Annotated in this window: 14 protein-coding genes; 11 read left to right on the top strand and 3 right to left on the bottom strand. The window is 67.9% G+C overall.

The genetic code is table 11. The annotated features are described in order from the left end of the window. The first annotated feature begins 94 nt into the window (after nt 1–94). The 11 genes from JM664_RS15900 to JM664_RS15850 all read left to right on the top strand — a co-directional run bounded on the left by JM664_RS15900 (nt 95) and on the right by JM664_RS15850 (nt 13498). The gene (locus tag JM664_RS15900; RefSeq protein ID WP_227420921.1) at nt 95–403 is read left to right on the top strand and encodes an HdeA family protein; all 309 of its coding nucleotides are present in this window, start codon (nt 95–97) and stop codon (nt 401–403) included. 308 nt (nt 404–711) lie between these two features. Continuing rightward, nucleotides 712–2022, top strand: a complete 1311-nt coding sequence (locus tag JM664_RS15895; protein ID WP_227420920.1) for a hypothetical protein — start codon at nt 712–714, stop codon at nt 2020–2022. A 4-nt stretch (nt 2023–2026) separates the two neighbouring features. Next, complete coding sequence (locus tag JM664_RS15890; RefSeq protein WP_227420919.1) at nt 2027–6223, top strand: VWA domain-containing protein; 4197 nt, start codon at nt 2027–2029, stop codon at nt 6221–6223. After that, nucleotides 6220–7257: an AAA family ATPase gene (locus JM664_RS15885; RefSeq protein ID WP_227420918.1), complete on the top strand. Its 1038-nt coding sequence runs from the start codon at nt 6220–6222 to the stop codon at nt 7255–7257. Before JM664_RS15890 ends, JM664_RS15885 begins: the two co-directional genes overlap by 4 nt. Further along, nucleotides 7254–8117, top strand: a complete 864-nt coding sequence (locus tag JM664_RS15880; protein ID WP_227420917.1) for a DUF58 domain-containing protein — start codon at nt 7254–7256, stop codon at nt 8115–8117. The genes JM664_RS15885 and JM664_RS15880 overlap by 4 nt, the downstream gene beginning before the upstream one ends. Then, the gene (locus JM664_RS15875; protein ID WP_227420916.1) at nt 8114–9115 is read left to right on the top strand and encodes an ABC transporter ATP-binding protein; all 1002 of its coding nucleotides are present in this window, start codon (nt 8114–8116) and stop codon (nt 9113–9115) included. Before JM664_RS15880 ends, JM664_RS15875 begins: the two co-directional genes overlap by 4 nt. Before the next feature lie 31 nt (nt 9116–9146). Further along, a complete protein-coding gene (locus tag JM664_RS15870; protein ID WP_227420915.1) occupies nt 9147–9887 on the top strand; it encodes an ABC transporter permease in 741 nt (246 codons plus the stop codon). A 38-nt stretch (nt 9888–9925) separates the two neighbouring features. Beyond that, the gene (locus tag JM664_RS15865; RefSeq protein ID WP_227420914.1) at nt 9926–10951 is read left to right on the top strand and encodes an ABC transporter substrate-binding protein; all 1026 of its coding nucleotides are present in this window, start codon (nt 9926–9928) and stop codon (nt 10949–10951) included. Beyond that, complete coding sequence (locus JM664_RS15860) at nt 10948–11817, top strand: ABC transporter ATP-binding protein (protein ID WP_227420913.1); 870 nt, start codon at nt 10948–10950, stop codon at nt 11815–11817. Before JM664_RS15865 ends, JM664_RS15860 begins: the two co-directional genes overlap by 4 nt. Beyond that, nucleotides 11814–12659: an ABC transporter permease gene (locus tag JM664_RS15855; RefSeq protein WP_227420912.1), complete on the top strand. Its 846-nt coding sequence runs from the start codon at nt 11814–11816 to the stop codon at nt 12657–12659. Before JM664_RS15860 ends, JM664_RS15855 begins: the two co-directional genes overlap by 4 nt. Nucleotides 12660–12712: 53 nt before the next feature. Continuing rightward, complete coding sequence (locus tag JM664_RS15850; RefSeq protein ID WP_227420911.1) at nt 12713–13498, top strand: substrate-binding periplasmic protein; 786 nt, start codon at nt 12713–12715, stop codon at nt 13496–13498. 3 nt (nt 13499–13501) lie between these two features. On the opposite strand, the gene JM664_RS15845 is transcribed toward JM664_RS15850, so the two are convergent. From JM664_RS15845 to JM664_RS15835, 3 genes are all read right to left on the bottom strand, one after another. Next, nucleotides 13502–14128, bottom strand: a complete 627-nt coding sequence (locus tag JM664_RS15845) for a zinc metalloprotease (RefSeq protein ID WP_227420910.1) — start codon at nt 14126–14128, stop codon at nt 13502–13504. A 31-nt stretch (nt 14129–14159) separates the two neighbouring features. After that, nucleotides 14160–15002: a substrate-binding periplasmic protein gene (locus JM664_RS15840; RefSeq protein ID WP_227420909.1), complete on the bottom strand. Its 843-nt coding sequence runs from the start codon at nt 15000–15002 to the stop codon at nt 14160–14162. Between the two features lie 71 nt (nt 15003–15073). Continuing rightward, nucleotides 15074–16789: a pyrroloquinoline quinone-dependent dehydrogenase gene (locus JM664_RS15835; RefSeq protein ID WP_227420908.1), complete on the bottom strand. Its 1716-nt coding sequence runs from the start codon at nt 16787–16789 to the stop codon at nt 15074–15076. Between the last annotated feature and the right edge of the window lie 9 nt (nt 16790–16798).

Here is a 16798-nt window from a genome sequence, read left to right as displayed (position 1 = left end):
CGACTCCGTGGGGCGGAACTCCGCCGACTTCGTCGTTTGGGAAACCCACCGCGATGCGGAGCGTTGAGACGAACATTCTCGTTGGGAGGAAATCATGACCAACCTAAGCAGATTGCTCACGGCCGCCGTCCTCACGCTACCACTCGCGCTTCCGGGCCACGCACAGGAAAATGCAGCAGCGGAGGAAATTGAAGTGGCAGGCATGACCTGCGCAAGTTTCCTCGAACTCGAGCCGGACGTGCGGATCCAGGTGATGGAGACGCTGGCCGAAGAAAACGAACTCGATGTTACCGAGATTGGCGAAGATCGTCTTTCAGAGATGTCGACGCGGTGTGAAGAGAGCCTTCAAGCGGAGGCAACGCAGATCTTCCAAGAGGCGATGGAGATCGAAAGCGAAGGCTGAAATTGCCCGTCGGAGGGGCGGCCATTCAAGCCGCCCCGCTGAGGCGTGTCACTGCAAGTTCAACGGCAACTGCCGGTTCTGCAAAATCGAACTATCAGGCCGTTGAGGCCAACGATGGCTTGATCCTTTCCTCAGCCTCGTTGTGCCCGGTGCGACCGACCCAGTTGCTCCACTGTCTCGCCGACTGACTTGAGGCTTAGCGTGAGGAAGCGATCGCCCGCGCGATCTGTTTGCGAGTGGTGGTTGCGGGACCGATCCTCTACTCTCGGCCTCGACCGGGGTCGCCCCGGCTGGGAGGAGCCACGGCAATGTCCAAGACGACCCGCCGCGCGCGGGACGATCTCGCGGCGTTTCTGACGAGGCTGCAGCGGCGGTTATGGCTGCGCGCGGCCCTGGACGCCGGGCTCTGGGCCATTGTCGCTGCCGCTCCGGCGGCCTTTCTCTCCGGCGACCCTCTGGTGAGCGCGACGGCCGCCACGGCTGTTGCCGGCGGCATCATGATCCACCACATCTGGACGTCACGAGCGATCAGCACGGCACGCTTCGCCGACGACGCGCTCTCGACCGACGCGTTGCTTTCGACGGCGGCCGACGTCTCGGGGGCTTGGACGCAGCATCGCGGGCCGGTGGCGCGCGGTCTACTCCAGCGCGCACAAGCTGCGGCGGAGCGGACTGACGCGCATCGTCTGGTGCCGCTCTTGGGGCGCGGCGCGAAGGTGGCCGCGGCCTTGGCTGCCGCGGCGTGGCTTGTCGTCCTCACAGCGCCGCCGCGCGCCGATCGTAAGGTGCCCGTTCCTGCGCTCGCCGAAGCAGGGCCGTCCGAGCCGCAGGCGACGGCCGCCCAAGCCTCGGAGCTCGCGGCCCTGATCGGCGCCGACGCCGAAATGCAGGACAACGATCTGATGGACCGCGTCGCGGCGGAGCTCCAGAACGTGGTGCGCAAGGCGGGCCGTGGAGAGATGACCCAAAGCGGCATGGACGCAGCGGTCGGCGGTCTGCTCGAGCAGGCGCGCACTGCCTACGGCGACCGCCCGCCGGCTTGGTTGCCGAGCGAAGGCGAGCGAAGCGCAGACATCGGTGAGCGACTTGCAAGTCATCGCGCCGCACAGGCGGCGGCCGCGGAAGTGCAGGACGGGCTGCAGGCCAGCCCGGTGGGAGATCCCTCGCCCGACATGGCCGCCGGAGGCGCGGGCGGCGATGTCCAGGGCACCGCCACGGCGGGCGCGGATGCCGCGCGCGGCGCGCTGCCCGGAGCCGCGCCCGAGGCCGGAGCGGCAAAGGGCACGTTCTCATCCGCCGGCGCATCGACACAGTCGACGCGCGGCGCTGGAGATCAGGCCGGGCTCGGCTCCGTCGCGCTCGAGAACCAGGCAGCGGCGGGTCTGCCCGGCTGGGAGGCCCGTGAGGCGATGGAGGTCGCGGCGCGCGCGCCGTCGTCGGGGGCACGCATCCGCCTGGAGGTCGCGGCAGAGCCGGGTGCAGGGGCCGCAGGCGCGCGCGGGGAAGAGATCCGCGCGGGCAGCGGCGCTTCCGGGCTGACGCTCAGACGGGAGCGGGTCGGACCTTCGGACCGGGTCGCCGTGGCGCGCTACTTCACTCCGAACACGGGCCCGGACTAGCCGAATGACCTTTGCCGCGCCCGCGTTCCTGCTTCTCGGTGGCCTTGTCATAGTCGTCTGGTGGCTGGCGCGTCGGCACCCGCAGCGCGTCGTGGCGCCGAGCATCACGTTGTGGCGGCAGATCGCCGCGGATTATCCGGTGCCGCGCCGGCGTCGGTGGGCCTGGCAGAACTCGCTGCTGACCTGGCTCCGGGTCGGGGCGATTTTGGCTGCAGCGCTGGCGCTGGCGCGGCCGATCATCGGTGAGGTGCGGCCGGGCGAACACTGGATCGTGGTTCTCGACGCCTCCGCCGCGATGCATCCGGCCGCACGGTTCGAAGCGCTTCGGTCAGCGACGGCGGAAGAGGTCGCCGATGCCGGACAACGTGTCGGGCGCACGACGCTGATCATTGCGGGCGTCGCGGCAGAAATCCCGCTGGCGCGGCGCCTCGCCTCCGAGCGTGCGCTGCCCGCCGCGCTTGCCGCAGCCGCGCTCTCCGACGGACCCGCGGACTGGCCAAAGGCCGTGGCGCTTGCCCAGGCGGCCCGCGTCTCGGGTGAACCGACGCAAGTGGTGCTGGCGGGTCCGGAGGTGCCGTCGCTCGTGTCCGAGGCCTTCGCTGACGCCGACATCCTTCACCTCGTCCCGGAGGAAGTCGAGGGCATCAACCGTTCGCTGACTGCCACGATCGCCATGGACGAGGATCGCGGGGGCCTCTGGCATCTCGAGGCGCGGGTCAGCCTGCCCGACGCCGCCGAGACGACGCTCGCGATCCGCTTCACGCCCGAGGGAGCGGACGACTCGGTGGAGTGGGCGACGGTTCCGGTCCGTGGCGGCCGCAGCGCGCGGACGGTCGAGGCGGAGGTCGAGTTGCCCGGCCCGGGACTTCTCGCGATCGCCCTGCCCGACGACGCGTCGCCACACGACAACGTCGTCCGCTTTCGCATCCGCTCCGCTCCTGCGCCGTTCCGAGTGCTGGTGGTGGGAGACGAGCATGACGCCATCGCCCGCGGACTGGCCGCGCTGCCAGACGTCGAGGTGCAGCACGCTGATACGACGGACGGCGCCCGGAACTTCGACCTCTTGGTGGTCGACGAGTCCTTCGAGAACCCCGGCACCAATGTCCTTCGCGTCGTGTCAGACGACGAAACAGCCGTCGACGTCTTGTCCTGGCAAGACGATCACGTCCTGGCGGATGGCCTGGCATGGTCCCGGCTCCGCGTCGATGCCGCCTCCGCAGTCGAACCCTGGCCAGACGCCACGGTCCTGCTCCGATCGGCTTCCGCTCCGCTGATCGAGGCGCGCACGACGCCGTCGGGGCGCGAGGTGCGGCTTGCCTTCTCGCCGGACCGGTCCAACTGGCCGGAGCTCGCAAGCTTCCCGGTCTTCCTGTCGAGGCTCGTCGTCTGGGCTGGCGGACCGGGCAGCGGACTGCTGGCGCCAATCTGCACCGTGGGGCTGCCCTGCAGGGTGACACCGGCCTTCGGGGAGGCCGAGATCGCTTTGGCGGGACATCCTCAGGATCTGACGACCGCCATGCAGGAGCGGATGGCGGCGCAGATCCGCTATTCCGACGGAGGCGGCTTCGTTCCCCAGCGTGTGGGAGTGCTGACTTTCCGTCACGAGGGGCGCGTGGTCGAGCGGGTGGTGAATCCCTCTCCGGCGGAAACGGTCGCTTCGCCCACAGGGACCGGTGAGACAGCGGGGGCTGACCGCTGGCCCGTCCATCTCTGGAAGTATCTTGCCGCGCTCTTCCTTGGCCTCGCGCTGGCGCATCTGGTCGTCACCCGGCGGGCGCGTGGCGCGACCGCGACGGCACTCGGCGCCGCGGCGGTCGCTGCGGCGGCGCTCGGCGTGCTCGATGCGCCGTTCGCCGTTCCCGTCGCCGCGCACGACGTTGTGGTGGCGTCTGCGACGCCGCCGGATGACCTGCCGCGCAACTGGGCGGCGGTGCGTCTCGAGGGGGGGCCGGTGGCGGCGCGCGATGCCGGCACGAGCAATCTACACGACAGGACCGACACCGGGTACGGAGCGGCGGTGGCGCTGCGGCTCGCAACCGCGATGCTGCCCGAGGGCGGTCGGATCGCGCTCGAGCCCGCGGCGGGGCTGCACCCTGCGGCCCTTTCGGAGATCCTGCCCGAGCTCCGGCAGCGCGGCATCCGCGTCGATCACGCTCCTGCCGAGGCCGCGCCGAACGCTGGACCGGCGCTCAAGATCTTGTCTGAGGAGGGACCGGTCTACGCCGGCGACGGCATCGTGCTCACCAGCGTCCTCCGGACCGGCGGGACAGGCAGCGCAGTGCTGGAGGTCCGACGCGACGGACAGGTGCTCGGAACACAGACAGTGGACGATCTGACCGGCGGCAGCGCCCGCTTCGAGACCGTCGTCAACGATGTTCCGGAAGGAGCGCACCTCTTCGAGGTCGCGCTCTCTGCTGACGGCGGGCGCGCGACCGCCGCGCGTGTCATCGACGTCCGCCCGCCCGGCCGCATCGCCGTCATCGCGTCAGAGCCCGCTCACGGGGCGGCGCTGGCGGGCGCGATGACGGCCGCGGGCCTTGACGCTCGGGCACTACGGCCGGACGAGGCGCCGCACTACCTCGACGGATGGCTGGCCCATGATGCCGTTGTTCTCGACAACCTGCCCGCGATTGCCCTCACCACGAACCAGCAGGCGCTCATCGAGACAGCGGTGCGGGATCATGGCCTCGGCCTCATGCTCCTTGGCGGCGACCGCAGCTTCGGGCCCGGCGGCTATCTCGAGACCGCTCTCGACAGGCTGTCGCCCGTGTCCAGCCGGGTTCCTGGCGAGAAGCCGCAGGTGGCGCTCGCGTTCGTGCTCGACCGTTCGGGCTCGATGCAGCAGCCGGTTGGTCAAGGCACCCGCCTCGACATCGCCAAGAGCGCCACGTCGTCGGCGATGGACCTGCTCGGGCGCGAGAGCGAGGTCGCCGTCATCGCTTTCGACGAAGCGGCACATACGGTCGTGCCGCGGCAGACGCTGGACCAGAGCGAGGCCATCAAGGCGGCGCTGGCGCGCATAACGCCGGGGGGCGGCACCTCGATGCTGGTCGGGCTCGAGCGTGCCTACGACGAGATAGCGGCGGCGGACGCCGCGGCACGGCACGTGATCGTCCTCACCGACGGACTGAGCCAGCCGGCTGCCTACGAGACGCTGCTCGCGCGCATGCGCGAAGCGGGGATCACCGTGTCCAGCATCAGCATCGGCCAGGCACCAGTGCCCCTGGTGGAGCAGATCGCCTTGGCGGGGGGAGGCGCGTTCCACAGCACCTCGGATATCGAGGCGCTGCCCTCTATCATGTCGCAGGAGGCGATCCTGCTATCCGGCGCGCCGATCGAGCAGGGATCCAGCCAGCCGCGCTGGAGCGATCGGTCGCTGACGGCGCTCGGACGGCTGCCGGACAGGATGCCGGTCATCGCCGGCTTCGTGCTGACCTCTCCCAAGCCTGAGGCGACGATGGAGATGGTGACCCTCGATTCAGAGGGACGCGAGATGCCGCTCCTCGCGCACTGGCGATACGGCAATGGCATGGTGCTGGCGCTGACGACCCAGATCGCCGGACCCTGGACGCGCGACTGGCAGAGCCTTCCCGGCTATTCCGAGACCTGGGCCAGCCTCCTGAGGCAGATGCTGGCGCCCGATCCCGACCCTGGTTTCAGCCTGTCGTCCAGCCTCAGGGGCGACACCGCCACGGTACGGCTGGAAGTGCTCGATTCCGATGGGCAACCGCTCAAGGACGCGCTCCCGATCTTGGGCATCGATGGTCCGGACGGCGCCCGCACGCTGCCCGCGCGCGAGGTGCAGCCGGGCCGGTACGAGGCCGTGGTCCGGCCCGCCAAGCCCGGTGCGCACGTCGTCACGGCTGAACTCGACGGGCGGACAGGGACGCATGTGCTCTACGTTCCTGCTTTCGCATCCACGTCCGATCCGGCCCCCGTCGAGCTGGCCCGACTTGCAAGCGCATTGACGGGAGGGCGTGCGTTGGACCTGCGGGAGAATGCCCGAGGGTTCTCAGGCCTGGGAATGGCGATCATTCCCGGTGGCCTGATCTGGCTCGGCATGGGACTCGCACTTTTCGTGGCACGGATCCTGGTCGATCCCGCCCTCCGCGGAGGGTCAGCGCTTGCAAGTTCCGCGTGGTCCGGCTCGTATGCCAAGAGAGCAGTGTCGCGAGCGACCGGCTCGAGCGGGAGGCGATGACGAGCGAGATGGACGATCAAGCGGTGCTGTCCGCCGAAGACGTTGACAGGCTGACGCCCGAGGCGATCGAGGCGCTCCTGACGCCGCTGACGGCAGGCATGACCGAGCTGCGCGGGCGAGTCATCGGACAGGACGCCGTGCTGCGCCAGCTGCTGGTCGGGCTGCTCGCGGGCGGCAACGTGCTTCTCGAGGGGCCGCCGGGCGTGGGCAAGACGCTCCTCGTTCGCAGCCTCGCCGACGCGACGGGGCTCGACCTCGCGAGGGTTCAGTTCACGCCGGACCTGATGCCCGCCGACATCACGGGATCGATGGTGCTGGTGACCGGTCCCGACGGCCAGAAGCAGCTCGACTTTGCGCCGGGACCGATCTTCACGCAGATGCTGCTGGCCGACGAAATCAACCGGGCGACGCCGCGGACACAGTCGGCACTGCTCGAGGCAATGCAGGAACGCACCGTGACAGTTGCCGGCAACAGCCGCCGCCTGCCGCAGCCGTTCTTTGTCCTCGCGACGCAGAACCCGATCGAGATGGAGGGCACCTACAGCCTGCCCGAGGCGCAGATCGACCGGTTCCTTCTGCGCGTCGACGTCGGCTACCCGAGCGAGGCGGTGCTGTCGGCCATCCTGCTCCAGACCACCGGGAACGAGCACGGCCCGCTCGCCGCGCGAAGCGGACCCGCGGCCATCCTCAAGTTGCAGCACCTGACGCGGAACGTGCCGATCGCGGCGCATCTGCGCGACAGCATCGCGCGCTTCGCCCACCGGACGCAGCCCGGCAGCGCCGGCGCCCCGGAGGCGGTCCGCCGCTACATCCGCTTTGGTCTCAGCCCGCGCGGTGCCCAGTCAGTCGTGCTTGCCGCCAAGGCCGAAGCGCTGCTGTCAGGGCGCTTTCACGTCACGCCCGACGACCTCCGCGCGATCCTTGCGCCGGCGACGCGCCACCGCGTGCATGTCAACTTCGAGGGCGAGACGGCGGGGATAGACCTCGAGGAGGTGCTAGCCGAACTGCTGGAAACCTGCCTGAGGTCGGCATGAGCGTCGCGCCCGACCTGCTCGAACGGCTAAAGTCCAGCCGCTTCGTCGCCGCCCCTGCCCTGGCATCGGGGGGTCCCGGCGAGCGGCGGTCCAACGCGACCGGCGCAGGCATGGAATTCGCCAGCTATCGCACCTATGGCGCCGGTGACGACAGCCGTCACGTGGACCCGCACGTCTACGCCCGGACCGGCGAATTTCACGTGCGTCAGTATTTCACCGACCGGCAACTTACAGTCGCGGTCCTCATCGACGGAAGTGCCTCGATGGCTGGACCCAAATTCGAAGCGGCTTGCCGCATGGCCGAGATCGTCGGTTTCGTAGCCCTTTGGGCGGGCGACCGGGTCAGCATGATGGTCTCCGGCGGGGCGCCGCGGCTTTCTCCGCGGTTCGCCGGAAAGGGCCGCGTGGCCGAGATGCGCGCCTGGCTCGCCGGAGCGGAGGCGGGCGGCGCGGGAAGCATGGCCGAAGGCATAGCGCATCTCAGGGGAAAGACGCAGCGACCCGGCCTGTTCGTGATGATCGGAGATTTCTGGGACGTGCGCCCACAGCGGGACGTGGCTGGATTGGGCGAGGACAGGCACGCGGTCGTCGCCCTCCACGTCCTCGCGGCAGAAGAATTGGATCCGTCAGGCCTCGGCGACGGCGAGATGACGCTCGTGGACGGCGAAAGCGGTTCCCGCTGCGAGATGACGCTGGGCGCGGAGGCCGTCGAACGCTATCGCGGCGCGCTCGAGGCCTGGTGTGACGACCTTCGCGGTGCAATCGAGCGTCTTGGCGGCCGCTACTTTCGCGTCAGCCCCGAAAGCGACCTTGCGGCCCTGTTCCTGGGCGAGCTTCGGCAGGCCAGGGTGCTGATGTGACGAAGGAACAGTCCACCGACGCGGGCGGAATTCGGGTTCGCGGGCTCTCGAAGCAGTACGGGCGGGTCAAGGCGCTCGACAACGTCGACCTGGACGTCCGCGCGGGCGACGTCTTCGCGCTGCTCGGACCCAACGGTGCAGGCAAGACGACGCTCCTGCACATCCTCTGCACCATCCTACGCCCGGATCGAGCCGACGAGGTCACGGTTGCCGGCCACGACGCGATCCGCCATTCGCTCCGCGCGCGCGAAGCGATCGGCGTGGTCTTTCAGGAGCCGAGCCTCGACGACCGGCTGACCCTCCGTGAGAACCTCGAGTTTCATGGAATGGTCTACGAGGTGCCGCGCTCGCTGCGGCGCCGTCGGATGGACGAGCTCCTGGAACTGGTGGACCTCGTCGAGCGGCGCGACGATCTGGTCCGCAAGCTGTCGTCGGGCATGAAGCGGCGGCTCGAAATCGCGCGGGCGCTTCTGCACGACCCGAGGATCCTCTTCCTCGACGAGCCGACGGTCGGATTGGACGCACAGTCGCGCGAGCGGATCTGGCGCTATCTGGAGGAACTGCGGGCGTCTCGCGACCTGACCATCGTCGTGACGACCCACTACATCGACGAGGTAAAAGGCTGCGACCAGGTCTGCATCATAGATCACGGCCGCATCCTGGCGGAGGGCACGCCGGACGACCTGCGCGGACGCTTCGGAACCGAGACCGTGCGCGTCACGCCGACCGACATCGCCGCAGCCGAGGCCATCCGCGAGACCTATCCCACGGCGACTTCGGGTCGCGGCGACACCCTGCTGATCCCCATCACCGACGCCGCGATGAAGGCCGAGTTCCTGAGGCGGTGCGGCATCCACGTCCGCGACCTTGCCTTCGAGACGCCGAGCCTGGAGTCCGTCTTCCTCTCGCTCACCGGCCACGACATCCGCGACAGCGAGGCTGACGCGCGCGACGTCACGCTCGCCTTCGGGCGCCAGGGAGGCGAACTCACGCGATGACGGCACCGATACATTCCGGTGGGACTCGAAGATGATCGTCGCATTCCGCGTAGGCTTCCTGATCCTCCTGATCGGGCTCTGGCAGGTCCTGTCGCAGAACGTCAGCCGCAACCTGATCCCTTCGCCCCTTGAGACGTGGGCCGCGTTTCGCAGGATGCTGGCCGACAACAGCCTCTTCGAGGCGCTGGGCGAAAGCCTCGTCGTCTACTTGTCGGGCTACAGCACGGCGTGCATCGTCGCCATCGCGATCGGCCTCGTGATGGGGACGATCCGACCTGTCGGCAAGACGCTGGAGGTCTATGCCTTCGCGCTGGCGGCGACACCGCGCGTGGCCTTCATCCCGCTCATCATCGTCTTTCTCGGTCTCGGGTTCGAGGCCAAGGTCTTCGTGGTGTTCCTCGGTGCCGTGATGCCGATACTCGTGAATACCTACGCCGGGGTCCTTGCGACCGACCAGAACCTGAACGAGATGGCGCGGTCGCTGGGCGTCAGTCGACCGCGCATCTTCGCCAGCATCGTCCTGCCGGGTGCAGTACCATTTATTGTCGTGGGGCTCCGGATCGGTGCCACGATCGGGCTGATCAACACCGTCGTCGCAGAGCTCTACACCGCCGTGGGAGGGCTTGGAGGACTGCTGGCTCGTTACGGCAACACGTTCCGCATGGCCGATTATTTCGTGATAGTGCTGTCGCTGGCCGCGATCGGCGTCGCGGTAACCGAAACGCTCCGCTATCTTGAGCTCAGGCTCAACCGATGGCGGGGGCCGAATTAGAATGCCGGCTGATCAAGACTGGCGAGGAGGAGAAGCAAATGACGAATCGTTGGATCGGGCCATTGGCCGCGGCAGCCGCGTTGTGGTCGGCGATGGCGGCGGCGCAGGAGGGCGATGCATTTCGCCTGATCGTTACCGACCTCGAGGCGCCGCTGGTGCCGAATTCGGTAATGGAGCTGGCGCTGAACCTCGGCTACTACGAGCGTGAGGGCGTCAATGTCGAGCTGGTGCGTGTGCAGCAGACCCCGTCCGCGCTCGCCGCGCTGACGGCGGGCGAAGGCGAGATGGCGAACATCAGCGTCGATGCGCTTTTGCAGATGTCGGCCCGCGGCAATGGCGACCTGCGCGCCGTCGTCTCGCCGAACAAGTCGCTTCCGTTCCTGATCGCCGCGAAGGAAGACATCGCGAGCACGGCCGACCTCGAGGGGCGGAGCTTCGGGATCGGGCGGATCGGAAGCCTCGATCATTCTCTGTCGAGCCTCGTCCTGTCCGGGGACGGCCTCGTGATGGACGACCAGCTCGAGCTCGTCGGACTAGGCCAGCCGGCCGCGCGGGCACAGGCGCTGGCAGCTGGGCAGATCGACGCGACGACCATGTCGATCGGCGTCTGGACGAGCCTGCCCGACAAGACGGGCTTGCACATTCTCGTGCCGCAGGACGCCTACTACGAGGCGGCACCGGTCGTCAGCAAGGTCAATGTCGTCACCACCGACACGCTCGAGAACCGGCGCGAGGACGTCGAGGCGGTGATTGCCGCCATCATCCAGATCTCCCGCGATGTCGCCGAAGACCCTTCCATTTGGGTCGACGCGATGGCCGAGGCGCGCCCCGATGTCGACCGTGCGACGCTCGAGGAGCTGGCCGAGAGCTTCGAGGGGTCGTGGAGCGTCAATGGCGGCATGTCAGCCTCCGAGCTGCAGTACACGGCAGAGTGGCTCTTCGAGAGCGAGGACTTCGCCGACCTCTCCGAAGTAGAGCTGAGCACCTGGACAGACTTCGGCCCGGTCGACGCCGTCCTAGAGCAGCGCGGGATCGCCGAGGGCAGCGACCAGCCCGCGCGATGAACCAGGAGGCATCGGTCGGCCGCGCGGCACCGCTCGCCGCGAAGTCCGAGCCGCAAGTTGTGCTCGACGGCGTGGGCAAAAGCTTCGGCACCGCCGCGCGCGCACGCACCGAGGTGCTGCGAGACATGTCGCTCGAGGTGCGTGAGGGCGAGTTCGTCTCGCTCCTCGGGCCCTCGGGCTGCGGCAAGACCACGGTCCTGCGGCTCGTTGACGGCCTGCTGGCGCCGGATGCCGGAAGGGTCACGGTGTTCGGAGGCGACCCGACGCCGGGACCCGAGCTTGGATTCGTCTTCCAGTCCTTCCGCCTGATCCCCTGGTTCACCGTGCGCGGAAACGTGGAGTTTGCGCTGGCGCCAACCGGCCTTTCCCGCGCCGAAAAGCGCGAGCGCGCCGAGCGTTACATCGAGCTCGTGGGCCTGCGTCGCTTCGCCGAAGCGCATCCGCACGAGCTCTCGGGCGGGATGAGTCAACGGGTTGCGCTTGCGCGGGCGCTGGTGACCGAGCCGCGCGTTCTCCTGATGGACGAGCCCTTCGCCAGCATAGACGCGCAGACCCGCGAGCTGATGCAGGCCGAGCTCATGCGCCTGTGGTCATCGTCCGGCGCGACGGTGCTTTTTGTGACCCACAGCGTCGACGAGGCGATATTGCTCTCGGACCGGATCGCCCTGATGGGCCCGCGTCCCGGTCGGGTGCTCGAGAACATCGAGGTCGAGGGGCTGCCACGGCCGCGCTGGTCCTACGACGTCCGCTCGCGGCCGGAGTTCGTGGACCTGCGCAGGCGACTGTGGGAGCGAATCCGGCAGCTGGTGCTAGAGGACCCCGAGTCGGACTTCTTCGGCCGAGGAACTTCGAGGGAAGCGCAATGACTTATATCGGCGCGACTCCGGTGCGGCGGCGGATCCCGGTCGTGCGGTACATGCCGGGAATCGGGGCGATCTGGCTGCGCGAGGTGAAGCGCGCCTTGCGGGATCGCGGCCAGCTCATCGGAGGCTTCAGCCGCCCGCTGCTCTGGGTGCTGATCATGGGGATCGGTCTCAACCCGTACTTCCGCGGCGAGGTCTACGGCGAGGTACGATTCGTCGTCCCCTACACCTATGTCCAGTTCATCTTTCCCGCGATCATCATGCTAAACATCATGTACACGTCGGTGCAGTCCGCCGTGTCGATGATCTGGGATCGCGAGTTCGGCTTCCTGCGCGAGGTGCTGGTCTCCCCCTTGCCGCGATGGGCGGTCCTGCTCGGCAAGATCCTGGGCGGCGCAACCATCGCCACTGGTCACGGCTGCCTCGTCATCCTGCTCGCCCGCTTTGCCAACGTGCCACTGAGCCCGGGTGACGTCGTGGTCGGCATTGCTTTCATGTTCCTCGCGGCCTTCGGCCTGACGGCGCTGGGGATCGTGATCGCGAATCGCGTCCGGACGTTCCAGGGCTTCGGCGTCTTCGCGAACGCAGTGATCCTGCCGCTCTACTTCACGTCGAGCTCGGTCTTTCCGCTCGATCCGGCGCTGACCCGGGCACAGACTGCGGTGCTCTACCCCGAATGGCTGGTGCTTCTGGTCCGGGCGAACCCGCTGACCTATGCCGTCGACTCGCTGAGGGGCATCTTCATCGACTTCAACCAGTTCGACCCGAGCCTCGGGCCGCTCGTCGCATTCTGCATGGCGGGCGGGTTCTTCCTCGTCGCGCTCTGGGACTTTCGAAAGCCGTGATACTGGGGCGGCTCAGGGGTTGGCTGCACCGGACTCACAGCATCGGCGGCGTCGTGACGATCGTTGTGTGCGGCGCCCTACTCCTCGCTGTCTCGTATCTTCCGGCAGACACATCGCTGGGACAGGTACGCAGCACCGGGCGGCTGACGGCCTGCACGCCGACAAGCTATCCGCCGCTGGTGACGGGCGATCCGGCAGCGCCGGGCTTCGACATCGAGGTCCTGTCCGAAATCGCCCAGCGTCTGGGACTGCGGCTCTCGGTCAATCCCAATCCCGCCATCGGCCGCGACTTCAATCCGCGGAGCTGGCGGGTCACGCGGGCGCAATGCCAGATTCTTGCAGGCGGAGTCGTTCTCGCGCCATCCGTCCAGTCTTTCCTCGATACCGTGCCGTCGCAGCTCGAGACCGGTTGGGCCTTCGGTTTTCCCGCTGGCACTTTCAATCTCGCCGGCGCCGACGTCGGCGTGCTCGCACAGATTGCCGGCCTCGATCGCATCGCGCTCAGCCGCTGGTTGCGCGAGATCGGCGCGACGCCGCACGTCGTCCAGGACGAGGCGGCGCTGGTGAAGGGTCTCCGCACCGGCACGTTTGACGCGGCGATAGGCGAGGCGCTGATGATCGGGCGCCTCGGCGATCAGCATGGCTGGGAGGTCGCATGGGCGCCGGAGAAATTTGAGCGCTACCGCCTCGGATTCGGCTTGTGGAGGGGGGACCTCACGCTTCTTCAGGCGGTGGAGCAGACACTGGACGCGATGCGGCGAGACGGCACGCTCGACGCGCTGCTCGACGAATACGGCCTGCGGCCGATCGAGGCGGTCTACGGCGCCGCCGCAAGCTGAAGGTCAGCCGGGACCGAATCCGAGCGGCGTCAACGCCTGCCGCAACACACTCACCGCAGGACGCAGGAAACCGCCTCGGCCCAGGATCAGTACGACGGCCATAATGGCGCCGATCCACCCCGCATAGCGCCAGAGCTTGCCAGCAAGGCGCGGCGCAGCGGCACTCAGCAGCAGACCTCCCGTGAGGGGCGGCAGCGGCAGCATGTTGAGCACCACGAAGAACAGCGACATCTGGCCAAGCACTCCGAGGAACTGGACAGAAAAGCGGTCGAGCGGCGGAGAGAACGCGGCGAGCGCTGCAGGGCGGAGGGCACTGGCGAAAAGACCGAGGGCGACGATGACTGCAAGGCTGCCGGCAACGCAGACCAAGAGGCCCACGCGACGCCAGCGCAGAGCCGCGGCGTCCATGTCGAGCGAATGGATCCATCCCGTGCCAACCGCAATCGCAGCGATGAAGCCCGACAGACTCATATGCTCGAACGGGCTGGGGGTCTGCCGACCCTCGGAGCGAGGTCCGAGGTCGCCCAACGCGAATGCAGCCAAGGCGAGGCTCCAGCCGTGGACCCCGGCCACCACAAGGTATGCGGCCGCTCGGAACAGCATCTCGGTGAGGGAAACGTCCGTCAGCATCAGCCGGACGAGGGATCCCGCTTGCCTGCCATCAACTTGCGCCGCTCTGACCGGGCCAGCCGGTTTCCTCAAGGATGTCTTCGATGACCCCGTCCTCGATCAGCGCGCCGATCGCGCGATCGATCTCGTTTCTCAGGAAGACGTTGTGTTCACGCAGCATCATGCCGATTGGTGTGGACGTCGGCGAAACGGGGTCGAGCGGCACCTGGCGAATTCCCATCTCGCCGGGGTCGCCTCCGGTGACCTGCCGAAGCGTCGGCGCCCAGAAGATGGAGCCGGCAACACGGTCGCTCTGCAGGAAGTCGAGGGCCTGCTCCCCGGAGGTGAAGGGATAGCGGGTCCAGCGTCGATCCTCGGGCTGGAGCTCCATGTAGGAGATCAGGTTCGTGTCGGCGGGCGTGTAGATCATCGAGCCGACCTTACCGTCGGCCGGAACATCGCCGAGGCGCGAGATGCCGTCGTCCCTGACCGCGAAGACATAGGGAGCCTCGTAATAGGGGCGCGTCGGGATCAGCCAGTCGACGTCGAGATCCGCCGACATCACGAAGCCGGCGATGGCATCGCAGCGTTCGGCGAGCTGTATCCAGACCTCTTCCCAGAACTGCTCGCCCAAGAGAGGCACCCGGTTCTCGTAGACTTGGAAATCGGCTTCGAGCAGCAGCGCCTCGCCGATGGCTTCGCCGATGCGGCGGTCGATCTCCATCGTCGGACTGACCGACCAGAGGCAGAAGGTGACCTTGCTGCCCTCGAGCCAGCGCTGCTCCTGATGCCATTCCGGCGGAACATAGGGGAGCCCGACCTGGGCGCGGAGGCCCTGAGCGGCGCTCAGCAGGCACGCGGCGGCCGTGGTGGCGAGGGCGAGATGGCGCAGCATGAGGGGAGACCTTCGAAAGAGGGAGGGACCTCGCGGCCCCTCCCGTTGCGCTTGCGTGTCAGGAGTCGCGACTATGCGTCGTCTTCGGGCAGCGCGAACACGTAGACCGCGTTCCCCGTGCTCGGATGCACGATGTCTGGCGTCACCAGGCGCGGAACGTTGCGCGGGCTGCCGCCGCCGAGGCCGGTCGTGATGGCCACGTACTGCCGCCCGTCCACCTCGAACGAAATCGGGTAGCCCTGCACCGACGTCGTAAGCCGCGTCTTCCAGAGCTCTTCGCCCGATTCCACGTCGAAGGCGGTGAAGTAGCGGTCAAGATCGCCGATGAAGCCCAAGCCGCCGGCCGTCGAGAGGATGCCGGTAAGGTAGGAGGCGCGCTGCTGCGTCGACCAGAGCTCCTCCATGGTCTCGGGATTGTAGGCGGCGATCTTGCCCATGTTGCCGTCGGTCCCGGGCATCTCGAACCACCAGCGATCGGCCTGCGAGCCGCCGGAGCCGACCACGAGCTCGACTTCGCGGCCCGAGATTTCCATGCAAGCCTGGGTCAGCGGAATGAGCAGGATGTTCGACGGCTCGTAGTAGCTCATCGCCTGCCAGTCCTTGCCGCCAGCGGTGCTGGGGCAGACCGAGACCTTCTCGCCAACCTGGGCGTTCCGGATGTCCTCGCGGTAGGTGGGACGTCCGTTCTCGTCGATGGCGACCCAGTGGTTCTGGAACACCGTCTCGACGTGGTCGAGGTACTCGCCCGTCTCGCGGTCGAGCTTCCACAGGATGCCCGACTTGCCCATCGTGAAGACGGTCTTCTGGTCGCCGAGATCGATCAGCACGCGCTCGTAGACGTCGTCGAAGTCGAGCGCCTCACCCGGGGAGTGCTGGAAGTACCACTCGATCTCGCCGGTCTGCGGCCGCACCGCGAGCGTCGAGTTCGAGTAGAGTGCGTCGTCCTCGGTGGTCAGGCCACGGCTGGCCGGAACCCACGGCTTGGGCTGAGCGACGCCCACGAAGTAGAGGTCGAGCTCAGGGTCGTAACTGCCCGCGATCCAGGTGTCGTTGCCGCCGCGCAGCTCGTAGGGCAGATCGCCCCAGGTGTCGCCGCCCGGCTCGCCCGGCCGCGCGACCGTCGACGTCCGCCACAGCTCCTCGCCCGATTGCGCATCGTGCGCGGTGAAGTAGCAGCCGTCCTCGTAGAACTTGTCACAGCCGTTGAGCTGCGCGATGACGACGCCGTCGATGACGACCGGACCCGTCGTGTTGCGGTAGCCCTTCTTATAGTCGGCGCGCAGCACCTCCCACTCGACCGCGCCTGATTCCGCGTTGAGCGCGACCACGTACCCGTCGTCCGCCGACAGATAGATCTTGCCGTCATAGAGCGCGATGTTGCGAGCGGTATCGCCGGCGCGGGCATCCTCGGGCAGCTCGCGACGGTACTCCCAGAGCAGGTCGCCGTTCGCGGCGTCGAATGCCTGAACCACGTCCCCGGGGTTCGGCAGGTACATGATGCCGTCGTGAACCAGCGGCGTCGGCTGGTTTGTTCCCGGCTCCATCGCCCACGACCATACCAGCTCGAGATCCTGGACGTTCTCTCGCGTGATCTGGTCGAGCGGGCTGAAGGCGTGCGCGTCATAGGTCCGGCGCCACATCAGCCAGTCGGCCGGATCAGGGTTGGCAAGCGTCTCCACATCCACCGGCGCGGACTGAGCGTCCTGCGCCAGGGCGGCACCCGCGCCGCCGATGATCGCCACTGACGCCAAGAGCGCCGCGATCCTGTCTCCCTTTGATAGGAGCATGTCGTGTGT

The sequence above is a fragment of the Roseitranquillus sediminis genome (assembly GCF_016918935.1).
Lineage (GTDB): Bacteria > Pseudomonadota > Alphaproteobacteria > Rhodobacterales > Rhodobacteraceae > Roseitranquillus > Roseitranquillus sediminis.
The sequence above is the reverse complement of the archived record's forward strand: the minus strand, read 5'-3'. Positions and strand labels throughout refer to the sequence as shown.

Coding starts and splice junctions, on each gene's coding strand:
- JM664_RS15900 (WP_227420921.1), top strand. CDS start 95: ATGACCAACCTAAGCAGATTGCTCACGGCCGCCGTCCTCACGCTACCA.
- JM664_RS15895 (WP_227420920.1), top strand. CDS start 712: ATGTCCAAGACGACCCGCCGCGCGCGGGACGATCTCGCGGCGTTTCTG.
- JM664_RS15890 (WP_227420919.1), top strand. CDS start 2,027: ATGACCTTTGCCGCGCCCGCGTTCCTGCTTCTCGGTGGCCTTGTCATA.
- JM664_RS15885 (WP_227420918.1), top strand. CDS start 6,220: ATGACGAGCGAGATGGACGATCAAGCGGTGCTGTCCGCCGAAGACGTT.
- JM664_RS15880 (WP_227420917.1), top strand. CDS start 7,254: ATGAGCGTCGCGCCCGACCTGCTCGAACGGCTAAAGTCCAGCCGCTTC.
- JM664_RS15870 (WP_227420915.1), top strand. CDS start 9,147: ATGATCGTCGCATTCCGCGTAGGCTTCCTGATCCTCCTGATCGGGCTC.
- JM664_RS15865 (WP_227420914.1), top strand. CDS start 9,926: ATGACGAATCGTTGGATCGGGCCATTGGCCGCGGCAGCCGCGTTGTGG.
- JM664_RS15860 (WP_227420913.1), top strand. CDS start 10,948: ATGAACCAGGAGGCATCGGTCGGCCGCGCGGCACCGCTCGCCGCGAAG.
- JM664_RS15855 (WP_227420912.1), top strand. CDS start 11,814: ATGACTTATATCGGCGCGACTCCGGTGCGGCGGCGGATCCCGGTCGTG.
- JM664_RS15845 (WP_227420910.1), bottom strand. CDS start 14,128: ATGCTGACGGACGTTTCCCTCACCGAGATGCTGTTCCGAGCGGCCGCA.
- JM664_RS15840 (WP_227420909.1), bottom strand. CDS start 15,002: ATGCTGCGCCATCTCGCCCTCGCCACCACGGCCGCCGCGTGCCTGCTG.
- JM664_RS15835 (WP_227420908.1), bottom strand. CDS start 16,789: ATGCTCCTATCAAAGGGAGACAGGATCGCGGCGCTCTTGGCGTCAGTG.